This is a genomic window from Novosphingobium sediminis (genome assembly GCF_007991615.1).
Lineage (GTDB): Bacteria > Pseudomonadota > Alphaproteobacteria > Sphingomonadales > Sphingomonadaceae > Novosphingobium > Novosphingobium sediminis.
On record NZ_BJYR01000015.1, the window covers coordinates 1 to 26,367 of the forward strand.

Sequence of the window (26,367 nt, forward strand, 5' to 3'; positions counted from 1 at the left end):
AGTACCCTGAATGGGTGGCCGGGCGGGGGAGCGGGCCGGTGCCGCCTCCGCGTGAGCGGAGCAAACTACTTGAGCGGCCGGATCAGGCCTTCCTGCGCCACGTTGGCGATCAGCTTGCCCTCACGCGTGAAGATCCGCCCCCGGTTGAACCCGCGCGCGCGGCCTGCCCACGGGCTGTCGCACACATAGAGCATCCACTCGTCGGCGCGGAAATCATCGTGGAACCAGATTGCATGATCGAGGCTCGCCCCCATCATGTTGCCCTTGGACCAGCTGATCTCGTGCGGCAGCGTCGCGGTGCCGAGCAGCGTCATGTCGCTGGCATAGGCCAGCACAGCGCGGTGCAACTTGGGATCATCGGGCAGCGGCGCCACCGCGCGCATCCATGTGTGCGAGAGCGGCTCGCGCGGAGGGCCGCCCATCCAGTGCCGCGATTCCACCGGGCGCAGTTCGATCGGGCGCGGCGTCAGCATCTGCTTGCGCAGCCGCTCGGGCGCCTTGTGCGCAAATTCGGCGCGCAGATCCGCCTCGGTGCGCAGCGCTTCTGGTTCCGGAACCTCCGGCATGTCCTCGGCGTGCTCCACCCCCGGCTCACGCTTGTGGAACGAGGCGACCATCGTGAGAATGGGCCTTGCAGTACCGTCCGGGCCCTGCTGGCTCGCCACCACCCGCCGGTTGGCAAAGCTGCCGCCATCAAGGTCGCGCATCACTTCGAAATCGATGCCGAAATCCTCATTGCCGCTGCGCAGGAAATAGGCGTGCAGCGAATGAACGGGCCGGTCTTCGGGCACGGTGCGCTCGGCGCTCGCCAGCGCCTGTCCGATCACCTGCCCACCGAACACGCGCCCCACTCCGCCGGGCTTGCGCGCTCCGGCAAAGTGGTCATTTCCCTGATCGGCAACATCAAGCAGGCGCAGCAGGCCTTCAACCAGCGCTGCGGGATCGGAATCTTCGGGTGTTTCGCTCATGGCGGGCGGCATTGCTTACCCTGACGTTTGCGTCAACGGAAAGCTGCGTTCGCCCGAGGAGTCAGCCAACCCCCGGCAGCCGCCGCAGCACGCGCCAGCCCGCTGCCTTCACGCGGTTGTCGTGCGGCCAGCGCCCCGGCGCGCGCGGACGCAGCCCCATGCGGCGCAACACGCTGTTGAATGCGCGCGCGTCCGCTTCGGCAAAGCTCCATTCAGACCGCCACGTGATCGAAAGCGAGATCGCGCTCGCCGGCCCGTTGCGCACGAAATGCGGCGCCATCACCGGCACGTAGAGCGCCTCGCCCGGCCGCAGCTTCCACTCCGTGCCCCCGCGCGAAAGTTCGTCCTGCCAGTAAAGCTCGCGCCCCCCGCCGGTATGATAGGTCTCGTGGGTCTCGTCGGGCGCGTACTTCGGGTTCCCTTGGGGAAACAGCGTCATCGTCTTCACGCCCGCAAGGTGCAGCAGGATGTTGTGCTCGGGATCGAAATGGTAAGGCGTCACCCCGCCCGGGCTGGTGATGAACACAAAGCCCTGCGGCCGCAGCATCGCCCCGGTGCGCGCCTCGATTGCCGGGCGCAGCTCCTCCAGCAGCGCCAGCAGCAACTCGCGGTAGGCCGGCACCTGCTCGATGTTCTTGAGCGCGGCCCAGCTGCCAGTCTCGTTGATGCGCCGGATCGTCTCGCCAATGCCAAGGCCGTTGCCCGGCGGCACGATGCCGTTGAGCCCCACCGGCAGGTCGGCGCGGTTGTACTCGCGCGATGCCTTGGGCAGCGCCTCGGCAAGCTCTGCCAGCGCATCGAGCGTCAGCAGCGGATGGCCGCGCAGATCATGCGTCAGCCGATGGGGAACTTCCGGATAGGCAGCAGCAAAGGCAGAGCGCGCCTCGGGCGCGAAAACGCAGGAATTCATGTCAGGCCTTGTGGATTGCGAGAAAGCTCGAGGCGCGCGATGCGGCTGAACAGCGCCCGCCGCATCTGGCCGCCGATGGCGATGGAAAGGCGGCCGATCGGGCGCCGTTCGCGCCACAGCGAATCGATCATCGGATGGTCAGGAGCCGCGCAGCTGTCAGTCCAGCGCACACCCGGTTTCTCCAGCAACGCCAGGTTTTCAAGCTGCAGCAGCACCCCCGGCGAAAAGCGGGCAAAGCGTTCGTCAAACGCGGTCTTGTAGGAAAACGCTCCCGGCGCCACGATCAGCGTCGCCAGCATGGCAATTGGCGCGCCATCGAGTTCAAGGCTCAGCCGCTCGAGGCAACCGCGCTGCGCCGCCGCCGTCATGGCCTCGCGAAACAGCCCCGCCGTCTCGTCCGCGCAGGCGAGCGCGCTTCCCGCACCGCCCTTCCACCCGCGTGCTTCCAGCTCGAGAAAGGCCTCGATCCACGCCGCCACGCCCTCGGCATTGCTCTGCCGAGCGATGGTGAGCACGCCCTGCTCCGCCAGCCTTGCCTGCTGCCGCCGCAGTTCCTTGCGCTTCTTCCCCGGCAGCGCATGCTCGAGATAGGCCGCTGGTGCGAGCGGGCTGGCAAGCATCGCCCGCTCCTCGCGGTGGACGAGCACGACCTGCCGGTTCTGCCGCGCGCCGACGGCCATCAGCGCCTCTGCCAGCGCCGTTTCCAGCGGCAGCGCCGCGGCGTGGAGGAAAGCGGCGGCCCCGGCGTTGTGGTCCGCCCAATCGAACAGCGCTTCCCAGAAGGCTTCTTCCGCCCCCTCGGCCACCAGCGGCGCTCCAAGGAAGGCATTGGCATGAAGCCACACCGCCAGATGCGGCAGCGGATGCCGGCCATAACGCCGCGCCCGCTGCAACGGCACCAGCGCCTCGGGCATATCCCCGCGTATCAGCGCGCCGATCGCGATGCGCCCCAGCGGATCGAACCGCGCCAGCCCCGGCAGCAGATACCATGGCTCGAAAAACGGATTGGGCGTCCCCGCCCGCGCGGCGAGCGCATCCCACGCTGCGCGCGCCTCCGGCGAATCCCACGCACGCCAAGGCGTTACGGCGAAGCTGGCATCAACCTCGCCGGCTCCGGGAAGGAGCGCCTTCCCCGGCCGCATGGTAAAGGATTCGTCGTTCAAACTTCGGTCTCCAGCCTCTGGGGCTAGCAGTCCGGAGCGAACATGCGGTTAACACCTAGGTGAATTTTCCTACATTCCAGCAGGGCTTAAGCGGCCGCCACCCCGCCTTGCCGGTTGCGCCACCACCCGATCGAAAGCGGGATGAACCCCAGCGCCAAACCGCCGATCCCCACCGTCAGCACGATCGGGCTGAACGTCGGGATCACCCATGCCGCCACACTCGTCATGAACAGCGCGCCGATCAGCGGCATCACCACATGCGTAAACGCCTCGCGCAGGTCCGTCCGCAGCAGGTCGCGGAAATGCCATGCCGAGGCATAGCCCGTCAGCCCCATGTAGAAGCAGATCTGGAGGCCGATCGCCTCGATCGAACTCTCGAGGATCGCCGCGACCGAGGGCATGTAGGAAGCCGCGAACAGCAGCACGAGGCCCAGCCCCCAGATCACCAGCGTCGCCGCCCACGGTGTCTGCCATTCGCGGTGCACGGCGGCATAACGCGGATGGAGCACCCCCGCGCGCGCCATCGAAAACATGCTGCGGCTGAACTGCAGGATCTGCGTCTCCAGCGCGCCAACCGTGCTCAGCACCGTCGCCAGCACCACCAGATAGCTCCACGGCGCCGGGAAGATCTTGGCCGAAATCGCATATAGCACGTTGGTGTTGGCCTCGGCGATTTCCTTGTCGGACAGGGCAATCAGCACCACCGTCATCAGGATCACGAAGAACACGATGAGGTTTATCATCGCCCAGAACGCACCTTTTGATGCGTCCTCCGGCTCGGTCTCCTCGCCAAGGTTCATCGTCACATCCCAGCCCCAGTAGAAGAACACCGAGACAATCGCCCCATCCGCGAACGATTTGAACGTGAATGATCCGGGCGCGATCCACGCCGCCGAGGGCACGTGCGCCGGGTGCCCGCCGAACCACACCACCGCCGCCCCCAGCAGCGCCACCACGATCACCGCCTCGATCACGGTCACGATCACCTGCGCCGTGCTCGCATGCTTGATCCCGCGCAGCACGATCCACGTCACCAACGTCAGCCACACCGCCGCGATGGCCGTCACCAGCGGCGTATTCTCGACCTCTGCGGGCGCAAGCAGCAGCAAGGTCGCGGTCGCGGCAGGCAGCGTGGCGGAGACCATGAACACCACCGAGGCGACCATCAGCCCCCACCCGGCGAAGAACCCCCAGGTCGGCCCGAAAACCTTGCCCACCCACGCAAAAGCCGCGCCGGCGTCAGGCATCACCCGGTTGAGCTTGGCGAAAGCGAACATGATGCCCAGCATGATGACGCCGCTGTAGAGCAGGCTTCCCACCGAAAGCGGACCGATGGCGGCATAGATCGTGCCGGTCGTCACCGCGACGGTGAAGGCAGGCGATGTTCCGGCGATCCCCATGATCGTCGATTCCAGCGCCGAAAGTGCGCCCTTCGCCAGGCCTTGATGGCCGCCCTGCTCGCTCATGCCATAAGATCCCCCGCTCTAGACTGCCTCACTCACAACACCCGCTCGCCCTGAGCTTGTCGAAGGGCCACGCACAGCGTCCGCCCCCGTCCCCGCTCCCAGGGCCTCGCTCCGGATCAGCGTGGAGCCAATATGCGCAATGCCATCCCGGATATCGGCCTCGATCGCTATCCTCAGCGCCATGGTATCGCGCCGCCGCAGCGCCGCCAGCGCCTCGTTGTGCCTGTCCACCGTGTAATGGCCCGAAATGGTCCGAATGGCCCGGCGCAGGAACGGCCCCACCTGCAACCACAGCGATTCAATCAGCGGCAGGAACGCAGATTGCCCCGCCGCCCCGTAAAGCATCGAATGGAAAGCATAATTCGCGCCGATCCAACGATCGTAATCGCGCTCCGCCACCGCCGTGTTGACCGCCGCATCCTCCGCTTCCAGCCGCCCGATCAGGCTTTCCGTCACATAGGGCATGGCCCGCGCCGCCGCTTCGGCTTCCAGCACGATGCGCGCCGCGATCAGGTCCTCGAAACGCTCGATCGTCATCGGCGGAATGCGCACGCGCCGGTTGTCCATCAGCTCCAGCGCGCGCTCCGCCACCAGTTGGCGCAGCGCCTCGCGCACCGGCTGCGCGCTCACACCCAGCTCCGCCGCCAGTCCGCGAATGGTCAGCGCCTGCCCCGGCTCGATCCGCCCGAGCAGGATGTTCTCGCGCAGCCGCGCCAGCACCTGCTGGTGCAAGGTGCGCGCATCATCATCCGCCGAAGAACCTGTTGCCATCATGCCGCCATGTGATCACATTTTTGCGGGAAGGCCAAGTGCGATTGACACCCCCCGCCCCGCTCCATACCACCTTTTACCATTACTCCCGAGGACCGTGCCGACCAATGACCACCCCCGCCAGCATGATCGCCGATCCGGCCGAAGCGCGCGATTTCCTCGCCGCCAATCCGGAGATCGCCTTCATCGAAGTGATCTTCACCGCGATCTCCGGCGTCCCGCGCGGCAAGCGTGTGCGCAAGAGCGAGCTGCTGCCGATCTACGAAAACGGTCGTCTCTACCCCAGCTCGATGCTGGTCGCGGATATCACCGGGCAGGACTGCGAAGACACCGGCCTCGTCTGGGGCAACGGCGATCCTGACTACATGCTGCGCCCCATCCCCGGCACGCTCGTCAAGGCGCCGTGGCTGGGCGATGACGTCGCGCAAGTGATCACATCGATGTACTACGCAGACGGCACCCCCTGCGAACTCGATCCGCGCCACGTCCTCGCCCGCGTGGTCGACCGCTTCAAGCCCTTGGGCCTCACTCCCGTCGTCGCGTGCGAAATCGAATACTACCTGGTCGATCCGGTGCGCGGCCCCCGCGGCGAAGTCCACCTCGCCCGCTCGCCGCACACCGCCGCACAGCCCCACCTCATCGACGTGTTCAGCCTGACCGACATTCAGGACTTCGCCCCTTTCTTCAAGGAACTGTGGCGGCAGGCCGATGTGCAGGGCATCCCGCTCGAAGCCGTCATCTCTGAATACGCCCAAGGCCAGGTCGAACTCACCCTCCACCACCGCCCCGATGCCCTTCGCGCCGGAGACGAAGCGCAGATGTACAAGCGCCTCGCCAAGGGCGTCGCGCAGACGCAAGGGATGGCCGCCACGTTCATGGCCAAGCCGTTCAGCCACTCCGCCGGCAGCTCGATGCACCTCCACTTCAGCATGGCGGGCGCAGACGGCAAGAACGTGTTCGCCAGCGAAGACCCCGAAGGCACCGAGCAGATGCGCCACGCCATCGGCGGCCTGCGCGAAACGCAAAGCCAGGCCTTCGGCATCTTCGCCCCCAACGCCAATTCCTACCGCCGCTTCCGCGCCAACTCCTACGCGCCGACCGCGCCAATCTGGGGCGTCAACAACCGCTCGGTCTCCCTGCGCATCCCCGCCGGTCCCGCCGCCTCGCGCCATGTCGAACACCGCTTTGCCGGGGCCGATGCCAACCCCTACCTCGCGCTCGCCGCGATGCTGGCGGGCGTCCACCACGGCATGGTGAACCGGATCGACCCCGGCCCGGCCGTCGTCGGCGATGGCTACAAGGCCGCCGCAGACTCGCCCTATCAGGTCCCCGGCAACTGGTACGCCGCCGTCGATGCGCTCCACGCTTCCCCGATCATGCGCGACTACCTCGGCGACACCTTCGTCGACATGTACTGCGCGGTGAAGCGCACCGAACAGGACCGCTTCTACAGCGAGGTCACCGCGCTCGATTATGACTGGTACCTCCGCAACGCCTGATGGCGATCTGCTCCAGCGCCGCGACCGCGCCTTCGGGCGCGGCGCCAAGCTGTTTTATGATGAGCCGCTGCACCTCGTAGGCGGCGAAGGCGCCAGCCTGTTCGACAAGCAGGGCCGCCGCTACGTCGACATGTACAACAACGTACCCTGCGTCGGCCACGCACACCCCCGGATCGTCGAGGCGATGGCCCGCCAGCAGGCCACGCTCAACACCCACAGCCGCTACCTCAGCGAACCTGCGATTGCGCTGGCCGAACGCCTGACCGCGCTCCAGCGCGTGACGGAAAGCGGGGTGTTTTCCTGCTCCGGCACCGAGGCCATCGAGATCGCCCTTCGCATGGCCCAGCTCGCCACCGGCCAGCACGGGATCGTCTGCACAAACCACACCTACCACGGCAACAACACCGTCGTCGGCGCGCTCACCAACCTCCCCGCAGGCGACACTCGCCACCTGCATATCCGCTCGATCCCCTTCCCCGAAACCCTGCGCCCCCTCGCCCCCGGCGAAGGACTGGCGGACGCCTATGTCGCGCGCCTCAAAGCCGCGATCGAGGAGCTGAAATCCACCGGCCAGGGCTTCGCCGCGCTCATCCTCTGCCCGATTTTCGCCAACGAGGGCCTGCCGGACATTCCCGCCACCTTCATGGCCAAGGCCGCCGCGCTTGTGAGCGCCGAGGGCGGCCTGATCATCGCCGATGAAGTGCAGGCCGGCTACGGCCGCACCGGCACATGGTGGGGCTATGACGAAGTCGGTCTCACGCCCGACATCGTCGTCACCGGCAAGCCGATGGGCGCCGGTCTCCCCCTCGCGGCCACCTGCGCCAAGCGCGAAGTGGTCGAGCAATTCCGCGCCGAAACCCGCTATTTCAACACTTTTGCCGCCAGCCCCCTGCAAGGCGCGGTCGGCCTCGCCGTGCTCGATGTGATCGAGGAGGAAGGCCTCGTCGAGCACAGCCGCACGCTCGGGGGCGAACTCCAGGACTGCCTGAAACAGCGCCTCGGCAACACCCCCGGCCTAATCGACGTGCGCGGCAAAGGCCTGTTCCTCGCCGCCGAATTCGTCGATGCCGATGGCAACCCGGACGCCGCCCACGCCTTCAGCCTCGTCTGCGCGCTCCGCCGCGAAGGCTTCCTCACCTCGGTCGATGGCGCCTTCAACAACTGCGTCAAGATCCGCCCCCCACTCGTTCTCCCCCGCGCCGACGCGCTCGCCTTCCTCGATGCCTTCGACCGCGTCACCCATGCCTGAAATCGAGGCATACCTCCCCGCCGCCCGCGCCGCCCTCGCAGCCTTCGGCCTTCCCGAAATCGAACCCCACCCCATCGGCAAAAGCGAAAACGTCGTCTTCCGCGCCGACGCGCCAGACGGCACGACATGGGCGCTGCGCCTCCACCGCCCCGGCTACCACGCGCTCCCCGCGCTCGAATCCGACCGCGCTCTGACCGCGCACCTGACTGCGCAAGGCCTCCTCGTCCCCACCGGACGACGCACCGTGGACGGCGCATGGTATGCCGAAGTCCCGACGCCCGATCCCGAAGCCACCCGCCTCGCCGGCATGACGCTCTGGCACCCCGGCCAGACGCTCGCCGACCTTATCGGCGACGATCGCGGCCCCGAAACATGGCTTTGGTTCGAGCGCACCGGCGCCCTGCTCGCCGATCTCCACAACGCCACGGCAGGCTGGACACCGCCCGCCGGTTTCACCCGCCACCACCTCGATGCAGCAGGCCTCGTCGGCGAAGCTCCCTTCTGGGGCCGCTTCTGGGACCTGCCCTGCCTCACCGCCGACGAACGCACCCTGCTCGGCAAGGCCCGCGATCTTGTCGCCGCCCGCCTCGCCGCACTCACCGATCCCCTGATCCTGATCCACGCCGACGCCCACCCCGCCAACGTCCTCATCAGCGGCGACGCCTTGGGCCTCATCGATTTCGACGACTGCGCATGGGGCTGGCCCGTCTTCGACATGGCCGTCAGCCTGTGGAGCGCGAGCAGCGAACCCCGCTTCCCTGACCTTCAGGACCGCTTCCTCGCAGGCTATGCTGCGCGCCGACCACTCCCCGACAGCGCGCTCGAACAGCTAAGCCTTTTTCTGCTCGTCCGCACGCTGATGCTGATCGGCTGGTGCTCAGACCGACCTGAGGTCGTCGGCGCGCCCGAGGAATGGAAACCTGGCCTGATCGCCAAGGTAGGCGCCGCTATGGACCGTCATTTGTAATCGTCGGCCTGTGCTTGACACGGGCCTTGGCTTTTCTTGTCAGCGCCGCGCCGGACGAACAGCCCAGCCCCGTGTCAAGCACGGGGCGACGGAAAAGTGATAGTCCCCCACCTCGTCATTCCCGCGAAGGCGGGAATCCAGAGCGGGCAGAACAGCCCCCGCCAGCGCGAACGGCGTGAATCAACCCATTGAAAGGAATCAGGAACTGGAATCGGACCTAAAGCTCACTTTAGATTCGGGATTCATCCCTAGATTCCAAGACGATCCCTCATCCCATAGTACCACGCCCCAACCACGCAGTAGGGCACGCGAAACAGCTTGCCGCCCACGAACGGGATGTACGGCAGCGACGCAAACACGTCGAATTTGGTCATCTGGCCATCGATTGCCTCGGCCAGACGGCGCCCCAGCATCTGCGTTGTCGTCACCCCGTGGCCGCTGTCGCCCTGCGAGAAATAGACGCTGTCCGAAACGCGCCCCATTTGCGGATAGCGCGTCATCGTCAGCGCGAAATTGCCGCTCCACTGGAAGTCCACCTTCACGCCCTTGAGCTGCGGGAAGGTCTGGTGCAGCTGCGGCAAGATCTTGCCCTCGATCGAGGCCGGATCAAACCCGCCATAGATCGTGCCGCCGCCATAAAGCAGTCGGCCATCGGCCGTACGCCGGTAATAATCCGGGATATAGCGGATATCCTCGATGCAGTAATTGGTCGGAAACAGCGTCTCGAGCAGATCATCGCCCAGCACTTCGGTCGCGATCACCTGGCTCGAAACCGGCAGGATGCGCCCCGAAAGATCGGGCGCGGCATCGCCGAGATAGGCATTCCCGCAAACCAGCACCTTGTTCGCGCGCACCATGCCCTTGGCGGTGTGCACCACCGGCTCCGCGCCCCGGTCCACATGCGTCACGCGCGAGTTTTCAAAGATCCGCCCGCCTAGGCTCTCGAACGCCGCCGCTTCGCCCAGCACATAGTTCAGCGAATGCATGTGCCCGCCGATGGGGTCGAACATTCCGCCGATATAGCGGTCCGTGTTGATGTGCTCGCGCGCTGCCGCGCCTTCCGCAAGGAACATCTGCGTGTGCCCGTGGCGGTGCCATTCCTCGGTGCGCTCGGCCATCAGCTTCAGCTGCGGCTTGCTCATCGCCATGATCGCGTTGCCCGCGCGCAGATCGCACTGGATGCCATACTTCGCCACGCGCTCGCGGATGATGCCTTGGCCTTCCAGCGCCATCGCGCCGAACGCCTTCTCCGCCTCCGCGCCGTAGTGCTGGCGCACCTCCTTCATCCGGCGACTGTAGCCGTTGACCAACTGCCCGCCGTTGCGCCCCGAAGCGCCCCAGCCCACGCGCTCGCCCTCGACGACGATCACCTTGTAGCCGCGCTCGGCCAGTTCCAGCGCCGCGCCCATGCCGGTGAAGCCCGCGCCCACCACACAGATGTCAGCCACTTCCTCGCCCAGCAGCTCCGGCCGACGCGGCGTCGGGTTCGCGCTCGCCGCGTAATACGTCGGCATCCCGGCATAGGGCGAGGCGGGGGAGAAAGTGTCGATCACGCGGTCTGCAGTCTGGGCGTTCATGGCATGGGACTCGCAAAAGTACCCCCGTTGCCTAACCCTACCCCCCGATTCCGTCAATCAAAATGTGATCACATTATACGCGGCCGTACAGCCAACCGCCGCAAGATCCCCATCAAACCTCCGAAATTGTGATCATCTTCCGCCCTTAATCATGGGACTCGCGCACCGTCTCCATCGCAACGAAGGTGGAGGTGCTCGCCACATGCGGCAGGCTCGAGATCCTTTCGCCCAGCACTTCGCGGTAGCGCCGGATATCGGCTGTCCGCACCTTGAGCAGGTAATCGAAACTCGACGCGATCATGTGGCATTCCTCGATCTCCGGAATGCGCAGCACCGCCTGCCGGAATGCCTCCAGCGCCGCCTCCCGCGTGTCCGAAAGCTTCACTTCTGTGAAGGCAACATGGTCCAGCCCAAGCTTGCGCGGATCGAGGATCGCCCGAAAACCGCGAATATAGCCCTCCGCCAGCAGCCGCTTCAGCCGCGCCTGCGTCGGTGATTTCGAAAGGCCGATGCGCTGCGCCAGTTCGGTGATCGGCAGGCGGCCATCAACCGCTAGAATATCCAGAATCGCCCGGTCAAACCGGTCTAGTGGCCCGCCATCAGCGCCATCAGTGTTCATATTGCCTGCCATAGAGATAAATTTAGGCCAATCTGTACATCTGCACAACGCAAATCAGGCAAACTGCCTGTTCCGATTCTGGTATTCTCACGCCATGCCCAGCCTCCCCGCCTTCGCCCCGCGCCCCTCGCCCGAAACCCCGCTGCGCCGCGCCATCACGGCGGCCACGCGCATTGCCGAGCCGGAGGCGATTCGCCCGCTCCTCGCCGCCGCCACGCTCCCCGAAGCGGACCAGCAGGGCATCGCCCACACCGCGCGCACCCTCATCGAAGCCTTGCGCGCCAAGGCCCGCCCCGGCGGCGTGCAGGCGCTGGTGCAGGAATTCGCGCTCTCCAGCCACGAAGGCGTCGCGCTGATGTGCCTCGCCGAAGCGCTGCTGCGCATCCCCGACGACGCCACCCGCGATGCGCTGATCCGCGACAAGCTCGCCACCGGCAACTGGGCCGCTCACCTCGGCGGCGACAAGCCGCTGTTCGTCAACGCTGCCACCTGGGGCCTCGTCATCACCGGCAAGCTGACCGCCAGCGTCGATGCCGCCGGGCTCGGCCACGCGCTCACCCGCATGGTCCACCGCCTCGGCGAACCCGTCATCCGGCGCGGCGTCGATACCGCCATGCGCATGATGGGCGAACAGTTCGTGATGGGCGAAACGATCGAAGACGCGCTCGCCCGCGCCCGCCGCCGCGAAGCGCAGGGCTTCGCCTTCAGCTACGACATGCTGGGCGAAGCCGCTGCCACGGCTGAGGACGCGGCCCGCTACCTAGAAGCCTACACCGCCGCCATCCACGCCATCGGCACGGCCAGCGCAGGCCGCGGCGTGTTCGCCGGCCCCGGCATCTCGATCAAGCTCTCTGCGCTCCACCCCCGCTACACCCGCACGCAGGCGCACCGGGTGATGACCGAGCTTGCCCCCCGCGTGCTCATGCTGGCCGAACTCGCGAAGAGCTACGACATCGGCTTCAACATCGATGCGGAGGAAACCGACCGCCTCGAACTCTCGCTCGATATCCTTGAAGGCCTCGCCCGCGCGCCCAGCCTCGCGGGCTGGCAGGGCCTCGGCTTCGTCATCCAAGCCTACCAGAAGCGCTGCCCCATGGTGATCGACTGGATCGTCGACCTTGCCCGCAGCGCGGGCCGCCGCATCATGGTCCGCCTCGTCAAGGGCGCCTACTGGGATGCTGAGATCAAGCGTGCGCAAGAAGCCGGGCTCGCCGATTTCCCGGTCTACACCCGCAAGGTCCACACCGATCTTGCCTACTTCGCCTGCGCCCGCAAACTCCTCGCCGCGCGCGATGCCGTGTTCCCGCAGTTCGCCACGCACAACGCGCAAACGCTCGCCAACGTGCTGCACTTGGCTGGCCCCGATTTCACCCCCGGCGACTACGAGTTCCAGTGCCTCCACGGCATGGGCGAGCCGCTCTACGAAGAAGTGGTCGGCCCCGAAAAGCTCGCCCGCCCGTGCCGCGTCTACGCCCCTGTCGGCACGCACGAGACGCTGCTCGCCTACCTCGTCCGCCGCCTCCTTGAAAACGGCGCGAACTCCTCCTTCGTCAACCGCATTGCCGATCCGGAGGTACGCATCGACGCGCTGATCGAAGACCCCGCCGCCGCCCTCGCCGCCGAGCCGCAGCCCGGCGCCCCGCACGAAGCCATCGCGCTGCCTGAGGCCCTTTTCGAAGACCGCGCAAACGCCAAGGGCCTCGACCTCGCCGACGAACCGACCCTTGCCGCGCTCGCCGAAGCCCTCACCGCCAGCGCCGCACAGGATCACCGCGCAGGCGATCCCGCACGGCCCGCACAGCCCGTCCTCAACCCCGCTGATCACCGCGATGTCGTGGGCCACGTCCATGCCGCACTGCCCGAAGACGCCGCCCGCGCCGCCGTTCAGGCCGCAGCCTCAAGCTGGCAAAACACCCCCGCTGAAACCCGCGCCGCCGCCCTCGAACACGCCGCCGATGCGATGGAAGCCGCCCGCATCCCCCTCATCGCACTCCTGATCCGCGAAGCCGGCAAGAGCGCCGCAAACGCCCTCGCCGAAGTGCGTGAAGCGGTCGATTTCCTGCGCTACTACGCCGTGCATGGCCGCAGCCTACCCCAAACCGCCACCCCGCTCGGCCCGGTCGTCTGCATCAGCCCGTGGAACTTCCCGCTCGCCATCTTCACCGGCCAGATCGCCGCCGCGCTCGCCGCCGGCAATCCCGTCCTCGCGAAGCCCGCGCCCGAAACCCCGCTCGTTGCCGCAGAGGCCGTGCGCCTGCTCCACGCGGCGGGCGTGCCTGCCGATGCGCTGCATTTCCTCCCAGGCGGCGGCGATATCGGCGCTGCCCTCGTCGCCGTGCCCGAAGTCCAAGGCGTCGTCTTCACCGGTTCCACCGCAACCGCCCGCGCCATCCAGCGATCCCTCGCAGGACGCCTGAACCAGCACGGCCAGCCCATCCCGCTCATCGCCGAAACCGGCGGCCTCAACGCCATGGTGGTCGATAGCTCCGCGCTCGCCGAACAAGTCGTGGCCGATGTCCTCGCCTCCGCGTTCGACAGCGCGGGCCAGCGCTGCTCCGCGCTGCGCCTGCTCTGCCTGCAGGAAGACGTGGCAGACCGCGCGCTTACCATGCTCAAAGCCGCCATGGCCGAGCTCGCCGTGGGCAACCCCGCCGCGCTCGCCACCGATGTCGGCCCGGTCATTTCCGAACGCGCCCGCACCGGCATCGCCGCCCATGTCGCCGCCATGCGCGCCGCAGGGTTCCCGGTCACCGAAATGCCCCTCAGCGCGGAAACCGCCCACGGCACGTTCATCGCCCCCACCCTGATCGAACTCACCGATCCGCGCGATCTCAAGGCCGAAGTCTTCGGCCCCGTCCTCCACGTCGTCCGCTTCCGCGCCGATGAGATGGATGCGCTGATCGAGGCCATCAACGCCTCGGGCTACGGCCTCACCTTCGGCCTCCACACCCGCATCGATCAGACCGTAGAGCGCGTGACGAGCCGTATCGAGGCGGGCAATCTCTACGTGAACCGCAACATGATCGGCGCGGTCGTCGGCGTGCAGCCCTTCGGCGGGCGCGGCCTTTCCGGCACTGGACCCAAGGCCGGCGGCCCGCTCTACCTCACCCGCTTCGCCCCCGGCGCCGCGCCCACCCTTCCCGCCGCCGCACAGCCTGACGCAGCGCTGGCCACCTTCGCCCAGTGGGCCTCGGCGCAAGGCCTCGCCGCCACCGCCAAAGCCGCGTGGGATGCCGCCAAGGCCTCCCCCCTCGGCTATACCATCCAGCTTCCCGGCCCGGTCGGAGAGCGCAACGAATACCGCCTCGCCCCGCGCGGCCGGATCGCCTGCTCCGCCACCAGCGTCGAAGCGTTGTGGAACCAGGTCGCCGCCGTCCTCGCCACCGGCAACACCGCGGTGATCGTCGCACCAAGCCCCATCGCCACCCGCCCCGCCGGTTTCCCCGCCGCGCTCGCCGCCCGCGTCGAATGGACCGGTGAAGACCTCACCCGCATCCCCGATCTCGCCGCCATGCTCGCAGAAGGCCCGGCCGATCGCATCGCCGCCCAAACCCGCCAGCTTGCAGAGCGCGATGGCGCGATCGTCCCGCTCCACACCAATGCCCCGCTTCACCTGCTGCTTGAGGAAGTCACCCTCTCGGTCAACACAACCGCAGCGGGCGGCAACGCCAGCCTGATGGCACTCGCCTGATCCGATTGCACCGCAAGCCCCGGAGCGCGCGCCCGCGCTATGGGGCCTATCCCGCTCCTGACAATTCAGGAGACCGCACATGGCAATCCCCGCCCCCACGCGCTACGCGAAGACCGTGGCAACACCCGATCCCCTCGACGAAGCCCGCTGGCTGCACGTCACTGCGCGCGATCGCAGCGCGGACGGCACGTTCGTCTATGCGGTGAAGACCACGGGCGTCTATTGCCGCCCCTCCTGCCCCTCGCGGCAGGCAAACCGCGCCAACGTCAGCTTCCATGAAACGCCCGCCGCAGCCGAAGCCGCCGGATTCCGTCCCTGCCGCCGCTGCCACCCCGCAGCCGCGCAGGAACCCGCCGCTTCGCTGATGCAGGCCATGGCCGCCTACATTGCCAGCCATGCGGAGGAGCCCCTCACCCTCGCCCACCTCGCAGAACAAGCCGGAATGGCGCCCACGCATTTCCAGCGCGCCTTCAAGGCCGCGCTCGGCGTTTCCCCGCGCGAATACCAGGCCGCACAGCGACTCATCCGCTTCAAGCAAGCCTTGCGCGATGGCGAAGGGGTGCTCGAAGCCGGGCTCGATGCGGGCTTCGGCTCCACCAGCCGCATCTACGATCTCGCGGACGGCAGCCTCGGCATGACGCCCAGCGCCTACCGCGCAGGCGGCGCAGGCGAAGTCATCACCCATGCCACGCGCGCCACCATGCTCGGCCCGCTGATGATGGCCGCCACGCCGCGCGGCGTCTGCTTCGTGCAGTTCGGGGAAAGCGAGGAAGCCCTGCTCGCCGGTCTCGCCGCCGAATTTCCCAAGGCCCATCTGGTGCGCGCCGCACTGGCCGCCGCTGCCCCGCTCGATGCGTGGATGGCCGCCCTCGCCGCCCATCTGGAGAACGCCGCCCCGCGCCCCGATCTCCCGCTCGATCTGCGCGGCACCGCGTTTCAGATCAGCGTCTGGCGTTTCCTGATGTCGGTGAAACCGGGCGATGTGGTGAGCTATTCCGAACTCGCCGAGGGCGCCGGCAAACCCCGCGCCATTCGCGCCGCCGCTTCGGCCTGCGCGGCCAATCGCATCGCAGTGCTTATCCCATGCCACCGCGCCTTGCGCGCCGATGGCAGCCTCGGCGGCTACCGCTGGGGGCTGGATCGCAAGCGCGCCCTGCTCGATGCCGAGCGGCGGGAAAAAGCCGGATCGGCTTAGCGCCGCAGCCGCGTCACGATCTCACGCGCCGCCAAGGTCACATCCTCCCAGGTCGTCGCGAAGTCCTCCGCGGTCCCGCCATAGGGATCGATCACCGCCGTCCCCTCGCGCCCGGGCACAAGGTCCATCAGCAGGCTCAGCCGCGCGCTGGGCCCCGCGATGGGCCGCCCCATGAAGCCCTTCGGCTGGATCCGCCGCAAATCGCGCAGGTTCTGCTGGTCCAGCGCATAGATCGTGCTGAACCGCTGGAAGTCCTCGCGCCGCACTTGCCGCGCGCGATAGCCGGAAATGTCGATCCCGTGGCGGGCCGCCTCGGCAACCGCGCGTGGATCGGGCGGATCACCGGCGTGCCAGCCCCCGGTCCCAGCGGAATCGATGGACACCGCCAGCCCCGCCGCAACCGCTTCAGCGCGCAGTGCGGCCTCCGCCAACGGAGAGCGACAGATATTGCCGAGGCACACGAACAGGACGGACGGCTGGCTCACGAGAGGCCCCATGGGTCAGATGGCGATGATACGCCGCTGGGCTTCGCGGCCCATCGCGACGAGAAACGGATCCTCTTCCTGCCTAAGTGAAAACACGGATTTGCTGTCAATGTCCAGCCATCGTTGCGCAACGATGGCTTGCCCAATGGCGCCGCCCAGCGTTTCGCCCGGGCCAAGCAGCACCACGCGGTCCGGCGCGAACTCTCGAAGCGCGACGGTGATCGCCGCCGTGAAGTCGTAGGCCTCCAGAATCTGGTGCCCGAAAGTATAGTCCCACAGCGCCGCCGCGTCGGTCTCGAAGCGCCGCCACACCTTGCCGCGCCCGTCGATCAGCGGCACATCGGGCGTGCTGAACCAGTCCGCAGGCAGCTGCCCCCGCGCCGCATCCGCGCTGGCCTGCATCAGGGGCGTGTGAAACGGCCCATGCCCCGCCAGCCGCAGCGGCGGCCTTGGCAAGGGCGGCAAGTGCGCATTCAGTGCATCGAGCGCGGCTTCAGGCCCCGCCACCACCAGCATCCCGCCTAGCCGGATCGAAGGCAGCACCCCCACACGCCCGCAAGCCGCCTCCACCGCGCGCTCCGTCTCCGGATCGACGCGCCAGTCCTCGCCCGCCATCACGATCACCGCCTGCCCGCCGGCCGCGTGCTTCTGCGAATTCACCCCCATCGCATCGGCAATCGCAAACCCATGCTCGCCCGATACGGCGCCCGCGCAGGCCAGCGCCGTATACCAGCCCATCGAATTACCGGTCACGGCGACAACCTCGAACCGCTCCCGGTCCAGCGTCAGGAAATCGAGGAAAGCGCAGGCATGGATCAGCGGCGCCGCCACATCCCCGCGCGGATGCAGCTTCGCGTCAAACTTCTTCGCCCCGTCCAGTTCGGTCAGCGTCGGCTTCCCCGCCGCGCTCCGCACCGCATCGAAATACGCCAGCCACGGCGATCCGGCATGATGCCGCGCCAGATAGCCCAGCTCCGGCGCATTATACGTCCCCCGCCCCGGGCACACGACGACCACAGTCTCCTTAGCCACGCACCATCTCCAGCGCCTTGGCGACGATCCCGTCGCGGCTCGGCAAGGTATGCGTCGCAGCGCGCGCCAGCGGGATGAAGCTGTCCGTCGCCGCCAGCACGCCCAGCACCTTCTCCGGCGCCCTCAAGGCCATGAGCGCAAGCAGCGCCTCGCTCTGCGAACCCGTCTCGCGGCATTCATCAACCACCAGCACGCGCCCGCACGGCCCCACCGCCTCCAGCAGCGCGTCCTCCGCCAGCGGCGCAATCCAGCGCAAATCGATCACCCGTACGTTCACGCCTTGCTCCGCCAGCAGCTTCTGTGCCTGCAGCGAAAGGTACACGCCGTTGCCATAAGTCACGATGGCAAGGTCGGTCCCCTCGCCATGCACGCCCACCTCGCCCACGCGGATTTCACTCACCCCCGGCGCTTCATAAACCGAAGTCCACAGCCCATCCCCCTCGGCATGGAGATCGCGCGTCATGTAAAGCGCAATCGGCTCGACGAAGATCACGACCCGCTGCTCCTCATGCGCCAGCCGCACGCATTCGCGCAGCATCAGCACCGCCTCGCGCCCGCACGATGGCACCGCGATCACCAGCCCCGGAATGTCGCGGAACACGGCCAGACTGTTGTCGTTGTGGAAGTGCCCGCCAAAGCCCTTCTGATAGGGCAAGCCGGCAATCCGCACGACCATCGGATTGGTATATTGGCCGTTCGAGAAGAACGACAAAGTCGCCGCCTCGCCGCGGATCTGATCCTCGGCATTGTGCACATAGGCAAGGAACTGGATCTCCGGCATCGGCAGCAAGCCATTATGCCCCGCGCCGATCGCCAGCCCCAGAATCGCCTGCTCATCGAGCAGCGTGTTGATGACCCGCGCCGAACCGAACCGCGCATGGAGCCGCGCCGTCGCATTATAAACGCCGCCCTTCGGCCCCACATCCTCGCCGCAGACAATCGCGTTCGGATATTGCAGCAGCAGGTCCGCCATCGCCCACGAGATCAGCCGCGCCATGTGCTGCGGCTTTTCCATCACCGCTGCTTCATCGGCAAACACCGCCGCGCGCGCCTCGGCGCTCGCCAGCGGCCGCTCCACCCCAACGCGCTTGGGCGGCACGATGCTTTCCATCACCGCCGCCGCATCGGGCAGCTTCGGGCGCTTTATCGCCAGTTCCACCTGCCGCAGCAATTGCGCCTCGATGGCATCGTACTCGCGCCGCACATCGGCGGCGGTCATCACGCCCTCTTCGATCAGCAGCGCCGCCGATGCCAGCAGCGGATCGCGCGCATTGTCCGCCGCGATCTCGTCCTTGCTGAGGTACACGCCCTGCACGTCATTCCCGGCATGGCCATAGAGCCGCACCGTCTTCATGTGCAGGAACACGGGCTTCCTTTGCCGCCGCGCAATATCGACAGCCTCCGCCGCCCCGCGCCACGCATCGGCCAGATCGCAGCCATCGCACTGGATGTAATGCAGCCCCGCCCGTGTCGACCAGTTCGCCTCGATCCAGCCCATCGGCGTCTTGGTCGAAATGCCGATCCCGTTGTCCTCGCACAGGAACACGATCGGCATCGGCGTCCCCTGAAACGCCGCCCACGCCGCCGTGTTCAGCGCGCCCACCGCCGTCGAATGGTTGGCCGAAGCATCGCCGAACGAGCACAGCACCACGCCGTCCTTGGCGAACACCGTCTCCTCAAGCCCCATCCGCCGCGCGATCCCGATGGAAAACGCCGCACCCACCGCCTTGGGCAGATGGCTCGCGATGGTCGAAGTCTGCGGTGGGATCATCAGCCGCTTCGAGCCCAGCACCTTGTGCCGACCGCCCGAAATCGGGTCGTCCGCGCTTGCGGTGAACGAAAGCAGCATGTCCCACATCGGGTTCTCGCCCGGCACGCGGTTCGCGCGGTGGATCTGGAACGCGGCATCCCGGTAATGCAGAAACGCCACGTCATCCACGCGCAGCGCCTCGGCCAGCGCGGCGTTCCCCTCGTGGCCTGACGAGCCGATGGTATAAAACCCCTCGCCCCGCGCCTGCAGCTTGCGGCTCAGCCGGTCGAGCTGCCGGCTGACCATCTGGCTATGCAGGATCGCCGCCGCGCGCTTGGGGTCCAGCCCCACCGCGCTCAGACCCAGATTGCTTCTGCGCTGCAACGTCCCCGCTTCCAGCGCGGCGACAAACTGCTCATGAACCTGCTGTGCGGCGTCCATCAGCGCGGACCAGTTTCATTCGTGATCATCTGTCACCCACTAGCGAAAGGTACGCAGGGCGTCACCCCTTGAGGACCGGCTCGGGTGCCTCTCCGTGCCTTGATCTGCAAAGCTCACGGCCTGCGCTTGATCTGCCGATCGATATCGTCCGCCATCAACCGCTCGATACGGCCCAGGTCACCCGCCAGCAGCTTGTCCCGCTCGGCCCGCAGAAACTTGCGGCGTTGCCCCTTCGGCAATTGCGAAGCCTGTACGTAGATCCGCACCAGCTTGACCCACGGGCCATCCACCGAAGGCACATCCTCAGCCCAGCGCGAAAATATGCTCGCTGACGGAACCCACATTCCTTTTTCTGTTGCGAGCAGGAACACCACCAGTTGCCCGATCACGAAGTTGTAGCGGATACAGCCGCCCATATAGGCGTTCACATGTGGCTCGCGGAATTCGTCATAGGCGCTCGGTTGGCTGTCGGCCGGTGAAGCCAGACCTTCAGTCATTGCAAGCATATCATCCAACCGGAACGGTGCCTGCGGCCCTTCGCCCTTCAAGATCTCGACGGGTTCGACGAGAATGCTCGATTCCTCATAGTATTGATTTTCCGGCACCTTCTTGCGGTCCCACCGTACCACCCGGCCGATCAGGATCGTCGGTGCCCGCGCGACCAGTTCGAGATTTGTCTCGAGCCGAGCGTGCCGCGCCGGGGTGCAAGCTGCCGCCTCGCCCGCCAGCCCGAGGCAGACCCACAGTATCAGGATGCGTGTCACAAAGCGGCGCGCCATGCCTCGGCTCCCTCTTCAGCCGCCATCTTCGAAAGGATGGCAAAGTCGCCGGTCAGCGCAAGGGAAATCCCCTCCGTTCAGGGCCTCTCCACCGCCGCCCGCCCCAGCGCCGGATCGTCTGTAAAGAACCCGTCCACCCCCGCCGCCACAAAGGCCCGCACATCGTCCACCATGCCCGCATCCCAGCGCGCATTGGCATCACCATGCTGCAAGTCCTTCGGCAGGAACTGGTTTTCCGGCCGGAACGTGAACACGCTCACCTTCAGCCCCGCCCGGTGCGCATCCGCGATCAACCTGGCAGGCGCACCCGCATTGCCCGCCGCATCGAGCGGGATAACACGCCGCAGCGGCGGCGATATCCACTGCGCATAGGTCGCGATCTCGGCCAGACCCCGCGGCGTCACCATATCATCAAACGTCAGCGACCCGCCCGCCGCGACCACATCAGCTGGCTGCTTCACATCGCTCGACTGGATCAACTGCAGCAGCGCCACATTGCGCCGCCCCGCCAGTTCCTTGTGCAGCCGCTTGAGCGTAGCGATCTCGAAGCACTGCACGATGACCGGCGCTGTGCGCAGGAACGCCGAACCCCTGATCGCGGCGACCAGCTTGCCCGGCGTATCAAACCCCAGCCCGGCGAAATACGTCGGATGCTTCAACTCCGGGATCAGCCCGACCGGCCGCTTGCTCCGCGCCGCCAGCGCCACGATCTCATCAAACGTCGCGATCTCGAACTTGCCGTCAAAGCCCATGCTCTCCGGCCGCAACGCGCCCAGCCGCTCCTTCGCGCGCAGCGTCTTCAGTTCCGCCAGCGTGAAGTCCTCGGTAAACCAGCCCTCCTGCGCCCGCCCGTCGATCACCTTCACCACCTTGCGCGCGGCGAACTCCGGATGCGCGGCAACATCAGTCGTCTCGCTGATATTGCTTTCATGCCGCGCCACCAGCACGCCGTCCTTGGTCGGCACGAGGTCCGGCTCGATGAAATCGGCCCCGCCCGCAATCGCGCGCTCATAAGCCGCCAGCGTTTCCTCCGGCCGCAGCGCCGAAGCGCCCCGATGTGCGAAAATCAACGGTTTGGCATCAACCGGCATGGCCATCCCCAGCAGCAGAACACCAAGGGCAAGGCGCAGCAGCATCAGAGCAGCGACACCACCCGCAAGGCCGGCAGCCGACCCGCCCCCGGCTGATCGCGCCAATCGCGCGCATTGAGCACGCCGCCATCAGCCCTGAGTTCCGCCACACGCGCCAGATCAACTTCGGCGAAGACCCACTGGCTCTCACCCTCGGCGCCGATCGCGATCACCCCGTCCTCGGGCATACCGCGATCCGGCGGCCCATAGACCCCCGCCGCGCCCCGGTTCACATCCACTGCCGGCGACCAGTCGGCCACACCCACCGTCGGCGATTGCACCGCATAGCACTGCCCTTCCAGCGCCCGCGCCTGCGCGCCCAGCCGCACCCGCCAATAGCCATGCAGACTGTCCGTGCAGCTCGGCACCAGCAGCACCTCAGCCCCGGCATCGACCGCCGCCCGCGCCAGCAGCGGAAACTCGCTGTCATAGCAGATCAGCACCGCGATCTTGCCCAGCGCGGTCTCGAACAGCGTCAGGCCGTCCACTCCCGCCGAAACGAACCACTGCTCGCGCTCGAAGCGGGTCATCACCAGCTTGTCCTGAACCCCCGCCTTGCCATTCGGCGCAAACAGCCGCGCGGCATTGCGATAGCGCCCATCGGCATCAAGCCGCGGCAGGCTCGCCGCCAGGATATGTAGCCCAAACCGCGCCGCCAGTTCGCCGTGCAGCGCATCGACGCGCGCGATCATGCCCGCCACGCTCGCCAGCGACCCGGCCAGATCGCCCATCGTCTCCGGCTCAAGGCTCGCCAATTCCATCCCGCCATATTCGGGAAACACCGCCAGCGCCGCGCCGCTCTCCGCCGCAGATTCCACCCAACGCGTCAGCTTCGCTTCGTAGGCCGCCCAGTCAGCCAGCTGCTCGATCGGATACTGCGCGGCGGCGATGGTGTAGCGGGTCATGTGTAGCTCCATGCCCACCCCAAACCCCTCCCGCAAGCGGGAGGGGCTTTCCGCGCTGCGCCTTCTTCTCCCCTCCCGCTTGCGGGAGGGGTCGGGGGTGGGCAAGCGGTCATGCCCAACGCTTCAGCCAATACTGCATGGCCTTCAGGCTCTCGCCCTCCTCGCCGTGCTCCTTCCACGCCAGCTCCGTCACCAGCCCCGGCACCACGGCATAGCCGCGCTTGGTCCAGAACGCATCGTGCGGCACATATCCCGCAGGCTTCGCCGGATGGTCCTCCTCCCGGATCACCGCCGCAAAACACGCCGCATTCGCACCGCAAGCCTTCGCCTGCGCCTCGCGGTGATCGAAGAACGCATGGCCGATCCGTTGCCCGCGATATTCCGGCAGCAGCACGCTTTCGCCAAAGTAGAACAGCCGGTCCACATCTAGCCCGCGCGCCGCGAACGGTTCCCTGAACTCGGCCTTCTGGTGGATCATCGGCGCCGCCGTCGCAGCCCCCACGATGCGCGTCCCGTCAAACGCCGCGACCAGCACAGCATCGGCCGCCGCCGCATATTCGGCCAGATACTCGGCCTCATAGGCCGCATCGCCGTCGTAGAGGTAAGGGTACGCCGCAAAGACCTTGATCCGCAGCCGCGCCAGATCCTCCAGCGCAGCGCCGATTTCCGCGCCGGTCAGCGGGCGGACGGTGACGGTCATCCCCGAAACCTCAACCGACTACCTGAGCGGTCCAGTCCGCGAGGTTGTAGTACATCGTCAGCCGCGTGATCTTCCCGCCGTCCACCGCGATGAACGCGCCCGCCGGCAGCACATAGGTCTGGCCATCAGCTTCGGGCAGCCCCTCGTCGGTCGCGAGGTAGGCGCCGTGGACCACGAACTCCGCCGCCGCGCGGGAACCATCATCGGTCGCCATCAGCACGATGTCCTTGAGCTCTTCCTTGTAGCAGCGCTCCATGTGGCCAAGGAACGCCGCGAACTTGTCCTTGCCGATCACGCGCTCGCCCTGGTTCACATCGTGGGCAACATCGTCCGCGAGGCAATCGAGCATCCCCTGCCAATCGCCCGCATTGAACGCGGCATAATAGCGGGTCAGCAGGGCAATCGTTTCGGCACGGGCCATGAGCGGGTCTCCTTTGCCCGCCCCCTAGCGAAACCGCCCGGTCCGCGCCAGTCGACGCCCCATACAAAATCCGCATGCAAAGACGCCCAAAGCCCTCGTTCCAAACCGCCGTCACCCTGAACTTGTTTCAGGGTCCATTGCTCAGCCCGAACGGCCACTTCAGAACGAAAGCGACCTTGCCGCGGCGTGGTATCAGCACCGAGAGTTCCATGCTGGCGGCACCATGGACCCTGAAACAAGTTCAGGGTGACGATTGCAGGCAAAAGGAGGGGCACCCACCGGCACCCCTCCCGATGCATCACCCGAACAGCTTCGCCGCAGTCGTCGCGACCCGCGCACCAAGATAGCGCGCGCCTTCCAGTTCGGTCTCGCTCGGCTGGCGGCTGCCGTCGCCGCCCGCAATCGTCGTGGCGCCATAAGGCGCACCGCCGACCACTTCGTCATTCCGCATCTGGCCCTGATGGCCATAGTCCAGCCCCACGATCGTCATGCCGAAGTGCAGCAGGTTGGTGATGACCGAAAACAGCGTCGTTTCCTGCCCGCCGTGCTGCGTCGCGGTCGAAACGAACGCCGCGCCGACCTTGCCGTTCAGCGCGCCGCGCGCCCACAGGCCGCCGGCCTGATCGAGGAACGAGGCCATCTGGCTGGAAATCCGGCCAAACCGCGTGCCGGTGCCGACCACGATCGCGTCATAGTTTTCGAGTTCCGCCACCGTCGCGATGGGCGCGGCCTGATCGAGCTTGAAGTGATGGGCCTTGGCCGCTTCCTCCGGCACCGTCTCGGGCACGCGCTTCACATCCACTTCGGCGCCCGCCGCGCGCGCACCTTCGGCGATCGCGTTCGCCATGGTTTCAACGTGGCCATAAGCCGAATGATAGAGCACCAGAACCTTTGCCATCGGAGATATCCTTTGCGTTGCGCGGAGGGCCGAATCGCGCCCGCCGCCGTTGTCTGAAGCCTGTCTACCGCTGGAGAATGCTCCGGTTCAGCCGGATAAAATCGTGTTCATTGTTCAGGTTTATCGAACAAACGGTCCCAGATGTGTCCATTTGCGTGGACGCGCGTTTTGTCCTATGGGCCGTGCCGACCGCCCCGGCCCAGAGCAGGTTTTTCGCCCATCGGTGAAATTCCCGCCACGCCGGGGCTTTTGATTTACCGCGCCGGGCCTATCTTTGTGCCAGCGCCAGTGAAAGAACCGCCCATGTCCCGTCGCCGCCAGATCTACGAAGGCAAGGCCAAGATCCTCTACGAAGGCCCCGAACCCGGCACCATCATCCAGTATTTCAAGGATGATGCCACCGCCTTCAACGCGCAGAAGCGCGGCACGATCAACGGCAAGGGCGTGATCAATAACCGCATCAGCGAGTACGTGTTCACGCGCCTCGCCCACATCGGCATCCCCACGCACTTCATTCGCCGCCTCAACATGCGCGAGCAGTTGGTGCGTCAGGTGGAAATCATCCCGATCGAAGTCGTGGTGCGCAATGTCGCCGCCGGCTCGATCAGCAAGCGCCTCGGCATTCCTGAGGGTGAGCCGCTGCCCCACACCCTGATCGAATACTACTACAAGGACGATGCGCTGGGCGATCCGATGGTCGCCGAAGAGCACATCGCCTGCTTCGGCTGGGCCAGCAACGAGGAAATGCAGGACATTTCCTCGATGGCGATCCGCGTGAACGACTTCATGGTCGGCATGTTCGCCGCGATCAACATCCGCCTCGTCGATTTCAAGCTCGAGTTCGGCCGCATCTGGGACGGCGACTACAGCCGCGTGATCCTCGCCGACGAAATCAGCCCCGACGGCTGCCGCCTGTGGGACATGGTCACCGGCGAAAAGCTGGACAAGGACCGCTTCCGCCGTGATCTTGGCGGCGAAGAAGAAGCCTACCAGGAAGTCGCCCGCCGCCTCGGCCTGCTGGAAAACGACGGCGGCCCGAGCGAAGTGTTCGACCTCGGCGCCCACCGCAAGCTCCGCGGCAAGAAGTAACGCGCCCCATCTCCCCTCCCGCTCGCGGGAGGCCCAATCTTCTTCCCCCCTCCCGCTTGCGGGAGGGGTCGGGGGTGGGCAAGCGGCAAAGCCCCCGCCCCTACCGCTCCGTCACATCCCCACTCATCGGCGCCAGCTTCGCCAGCAGCCGGTTCTGCGCCGCAAACGCAACATGCGCCTCGCGCATCGAGCGCTGCAGGTTCTCGACCAGCGCATTGAGATCGGCGCGCGTCGTGCCCAGCCCCTTGTGCGCGGTCTTCATGTCGCGGCCGGTATAGCTGCACCCGGCGTTCAGCACGTAGCACACCTGTTCAAACAGCGTGCGCCGCAGCCGCACCATGTCATGTTCCTCGAAGATCGCCTTGATCCTCGGATCCGCCTCGCTCAATTCAAGCGCGCGGTCGGTGATGCGGCGAATGCCCGCCTGCCCGCCGAACGCCTTCGCCAGCCCCTCGCCAGAGTACGGCTTCGCGCCAGCATTGGCAGCGCTCTGCACATAGGGATCGACCGGAATCTCCCCCGTCACCGGATCGCGCTCCTTGCGCACGACGCCGAATTCCTTGTCCCAATCGACGGGCGCTTCCGTTGTCGTCGGCGCAGGTTCGACAGGCGGCTCGGCCACCGGAGCAGCGGCCATCAGCAGGGGCAGCAGAAACATCATC

Annotated in this window: 23 protein-coding genes; 6 read left to right on the forward strand and 17 right to left on the reverse strand. The window is 66.8% G+C overall.

Going from position 1 to position 26,367, the window contains the following annotated elements; translation table 11 throughout:
* Positions 1 to 65: 65 nt before the first annotated feature.
* From NSE01_RS11445 to NSE01_RS11465, 5 genes are all read right to left on the reverse strand, one after another.
* Entirely contained in the window at positions 66 to 968 is a 903-nt protein-coding gene (locus tag NSE01_RS11445) for an acyl-CoA thioesterase (RefSeq protein ID WP_147159747.1), read from the reverse strand.
* A gap of 61 nt (positions 969 to 1,029) precedes the next feature.
* Entirely contained in the window at positions 1,030 to 1,878 is an 849-nt protein-coding gene (locus NSE01_RS11450) for a cupin domain-containing protein (RefSeq protein WP_147159748.1), read from the reverse strand.
* Positions 1,875 to 3,041: a GNAT family N-acetyltransferase gene (locus NSE01_RS11455; protein WP_246135176.1), complete on the reverse strand. Its 1,167-nt coding sequence runs from the start codon at positions 3,039 to 3,041 to the stop codon at positions 1,875 to 1,877. Before NSE01_RS11455 ends, NSE01_RS11450 begins: the two co-directional genes overlap by 4 nt.
* An 86-nt stretch (positions 3,042 to 3,127) precedes the next feature.
* Complete coding sequence (locus NSE01_RS11460) at positions 3,128 to 4,507, reverse strand: APC family permease (protein ID WP_147159749.1); 1,380 nt, start codon at positions 4,505 to 4,507, stop codon at positions 3,128 to 3,130.
* 18 nt (positions 4,508 to 4,525) lie between these two features.
* Entirely contained in the window at positions 4,526 to 5,281 is a 756-nt protein-coding gene (locus NSE01_RS11465) for a GntR family transcriptional regulator (RefSeq protein ID WP_147159750.1), read from the reverse strand.
* A 104-nt stretch (positions 5,282 to 5,385) separates the two neighbouring features.
* Between NSE01_RS11465 and NSE01_RS11470 the strand changes: the two genes are divergently transcribed.
* Genes NSE01_RS11470 through NSE01_RS11480 form a run of 3 tightly spaced genes read left to right on the forward strand, consistent with a single transcriptional unit; the run spans position 5,386 to position 8,993 of the window.
* Positions 5,386 to 6,777: a glutamine synthetase family protein gene (locus tag NSE01_RS11470; RefSeq protein ID WP_147159751.1), complete on the forward strand. Its 1,392-nt coding sequence runs from the start codon at positions 5,386 to 5,388 to the stop codon at positions 6,775 to 6,777.
* Positions 6,752 to 8,026 (forward strand): aspartate aminotransferase family protein, encoded by a 1,275-nt coding sequence (locus NSE01_RS11475; protein WP_147159752.1) that lies wholly within the window; start codon positions 6,752 to 6,754, stop codon positions 8,024 to 8,026. Before NSE01_RS11470 ends, NSE01_RS11475 begins: the two co-directional genes overlap by 26 nt.
* On the forward strand, positions 8,019 to 8,993 hold the full coding sequence (locus NSE01_RS11480) for a phosphotransferase enzyme family protein (protein WP_170233822.1): 975 nt from the start codon (positions 8,019 to 8,021) through the stop codon (positions 8,991 to 8,993). The genes NSE01_RS11475 and NSE01_RS11480 overlap by 8 nt, the downstream gene beginning before the upstream one ends.
* A gap of 248 nt (positions 8,994 to 9,241) precedes the next feature.
* Here the strand turns inward: NSE01_RS11480 and NSE01_RS11485 are convergent, their stop codons facing one another.
* Both NSE01_RS11485 and NSE01_RS11490 read right to left on the reverse strand, forming a co-directional pair.
* Positions 9,242 to 10,570 carry an NAD(P)/FAD-dependent oxidoreductase gene (locus NSE01_RS11485; RefSeq protein WP_147159754.1) on the reverse strand — a complete coding sequence of 443 codons (1,329 nt, stop codon included), beginning with the start codon at positions 10,568 to 10,570 and terminating at the stop codon, positions 9,242 to 9,244.
* Between the two features lie 145 nt (positions 10,571 to 10,715).
* Positions 10,716 to 11,189 (reverse strand): Lrp/AsnC family transcriptional regulator, encoded by a 474-nt coding sequence (locus NSE01_RS11490; protein WP_147159755.1) that lies wholly within the window; start codon positions 11,187 to 11,189, stop codon positions 10,716 to 10,718.
* A gap of 94 nt (positions 11,190 to 11,283) precedes the next feature.
* On the opposite strand from NSE01_RS11490, the gene putA reads away from it, so the two are divergent.
* Positions 11,284 to 14,880: a bifunctional proline dehydrogenase/L-glutamate gamma-semialdehyde dehydrogenase PutA gene (gene putA, locus NSE01_RS11495; protein WP_147159757.1), complete on the forward strand. Its 3,597-nt coding sequence runs from the start codon at positions 11,284 to 11,286 to the stop codon at positions 14,878 to 14,880.
* A 79-nt stretch (positions 14,881 to 14,959) separates the two neighbouring features.
* A complete protein-coding gene (ada, locus tag NSE01_RS11500; protein ID WP_147159758.1) occupies positions 14,960 to 16,075 on the forward strand; it encodes a bifunctional DNA-binding transcriptional regulator/O6-methylguanine-DNA methyltransferase Ada in 1,116 nt (371 codons plus the stop codon).
* Here the strand turns inward: ada and NSE01_RS11505 are convergent.
* From NSE01_RS11505 to wrbA, 9 genes are all read right to left on the reverse strand, one after another.
* Complete coding sequence (locus tag NSE01_RS11505; protein WP_246135177.1) at positions 16,072 to 16,560, reverse strand: low molecular weight protein-tyrosine-phosphatase; 489 nt, start codon at positions 16,558 to 16,560, stop codon at positions 16,072 to 16,074. The genes ada and NSE01_RS11505 overlap by 4 nt on opposite strands.
* A gap of 15 nt (positions 16,561 to 16,575) precedes the next feature.
* On the reverse strand, positions 16,576 to 17,592 hold the full coding sequence (locus NSE01_RS11510; RefSeq protein WP_147159761.1) for an ACP S-malonyltransferase: 1,017 nt from the start codon (positions 17,590 to 17,592) through the stop codon (positions 16,576 to 16,578).
* A complete protein-coding gene (locus NSE01_RS11515) occupies positions 17,585 to 19,783 on the reverse strand; it encodes a dehydrogenase E1 component subunit alpha/beta (RefSeq protein WP_147159762.1) in 2,199 nt (732 codons plus the stop codon). Before NSE01_RS11515 ends, NSE01_RS11510 begins: the two co-directional genes overlap by 8 nt.
* A 113-nt stretch (positions 19,784 to 19,896) precedes the next feature.
* Entirely contained in the window at positions 19,897 to 20,562 is a 666-nt protein-coding gene (locus NSE01_RS11520) for a hypothetical protein (protein WP_147159763.1), read from the reverse strand.
* 77 nt (positions 20,563 to 20,639) lie between these two features.
* Complete coding sequence (locus tag NSE01_RS11525) at positions 20,640 to 21,698, reverse strand: glycerophosphodiester phosphodiesterase family protein (RefSeq protein WP_147159765.1); 1,059 nt, start codon at positions 21,696 to 21,698, stop codon at positions 20,640 to 20,642.
* Positions 21,698 to 22,597 (reverse strand): carbon-nitrogen hydrolase family protein, encoded by a 900-nt coding sequence (locus NSE01_RS11530; protein ID WP_147159766.1) that lies wholly within the window; start codon positions 22,595 to 22,597, stop codon positions 21,698 to 21,700. The genes NSE01_RS11525 and NSE01_RS11530 overlap by 1 nt, the downstream gene beginning before the upstream one ends.
* Before the next feature lie 109 nt (positions 22,598 to 22,706).
* Positions 22,707 to 23,297 (reverse strand): GNAT family N-acetyltransferase, encoded by a 591-nt coding sequence (locus tag NSE01_RS11535; protein WP_147159767.1) that lies wholly within the window; start codon positions 23,295 to 23,297, stop codon positions 22,707 to 22,709.
* A gap of 10 nt (positions 23,298 to 23,307) precedes the next feature.
* On the reverse strand, positions 23,308 to 23,718 hold the full coding sequence (locus tag NSE01_RS11540) for a ketosteroid isomerase-related protein (protein WP_147159768.1): 411 nt from the start codon (positions 23,716 to 23,718) through the stop codon (positions 23,308 to 23,310).
* 298 nt (positions 23,719 to 24,016) lie between these two features.
* Positions 24,017 to 24,616, reverse strand: a complete 600-nt coding sequence (gene wrbA, locus NSE01_RS11545) for an NAD(P)H:quinone oxidoreductase (protein WP_147159770.1) — start codon at positions 24,614 to 24,616, stop codon at positions 24,017 to 24,019.
* 303 nt (positions 24,617 to 24,919) lie between these two features.
* Here wrbA and purC point away from each other — a divergent pair, with 303 nt between their 5' ends.
* Entirely contained in the window at positions 24,920 to 25,705 is a 786-nt protein-coding gene (purC, locus tag NSE01_RS11550) for a phosphoribosylaminoimidazolesuccinocarboxamide synthase (RefSeq protein WP_054120732.1), read from the forward strand.
* A 100-nt stretch (positions 25,706 to 25,805) separates the two neighbouring features.
* Here purC and NSE01_RS11555 read toward each other — a convergent pair whose 3' ends face one another.
* On the reverse strand, positions 25,806 to 26,366 hold the full coding sequence (locus NSE01_RS11555) for a group I truncated hemoglobin (protein WP_246135178.1): 561 nt from the start codon (positions 26,364 to 26,366) through the stop codon (positions 25,806 to 25,808).
* Between the last annotated feature and the right edge of the window lies 1 nt (position 26,367).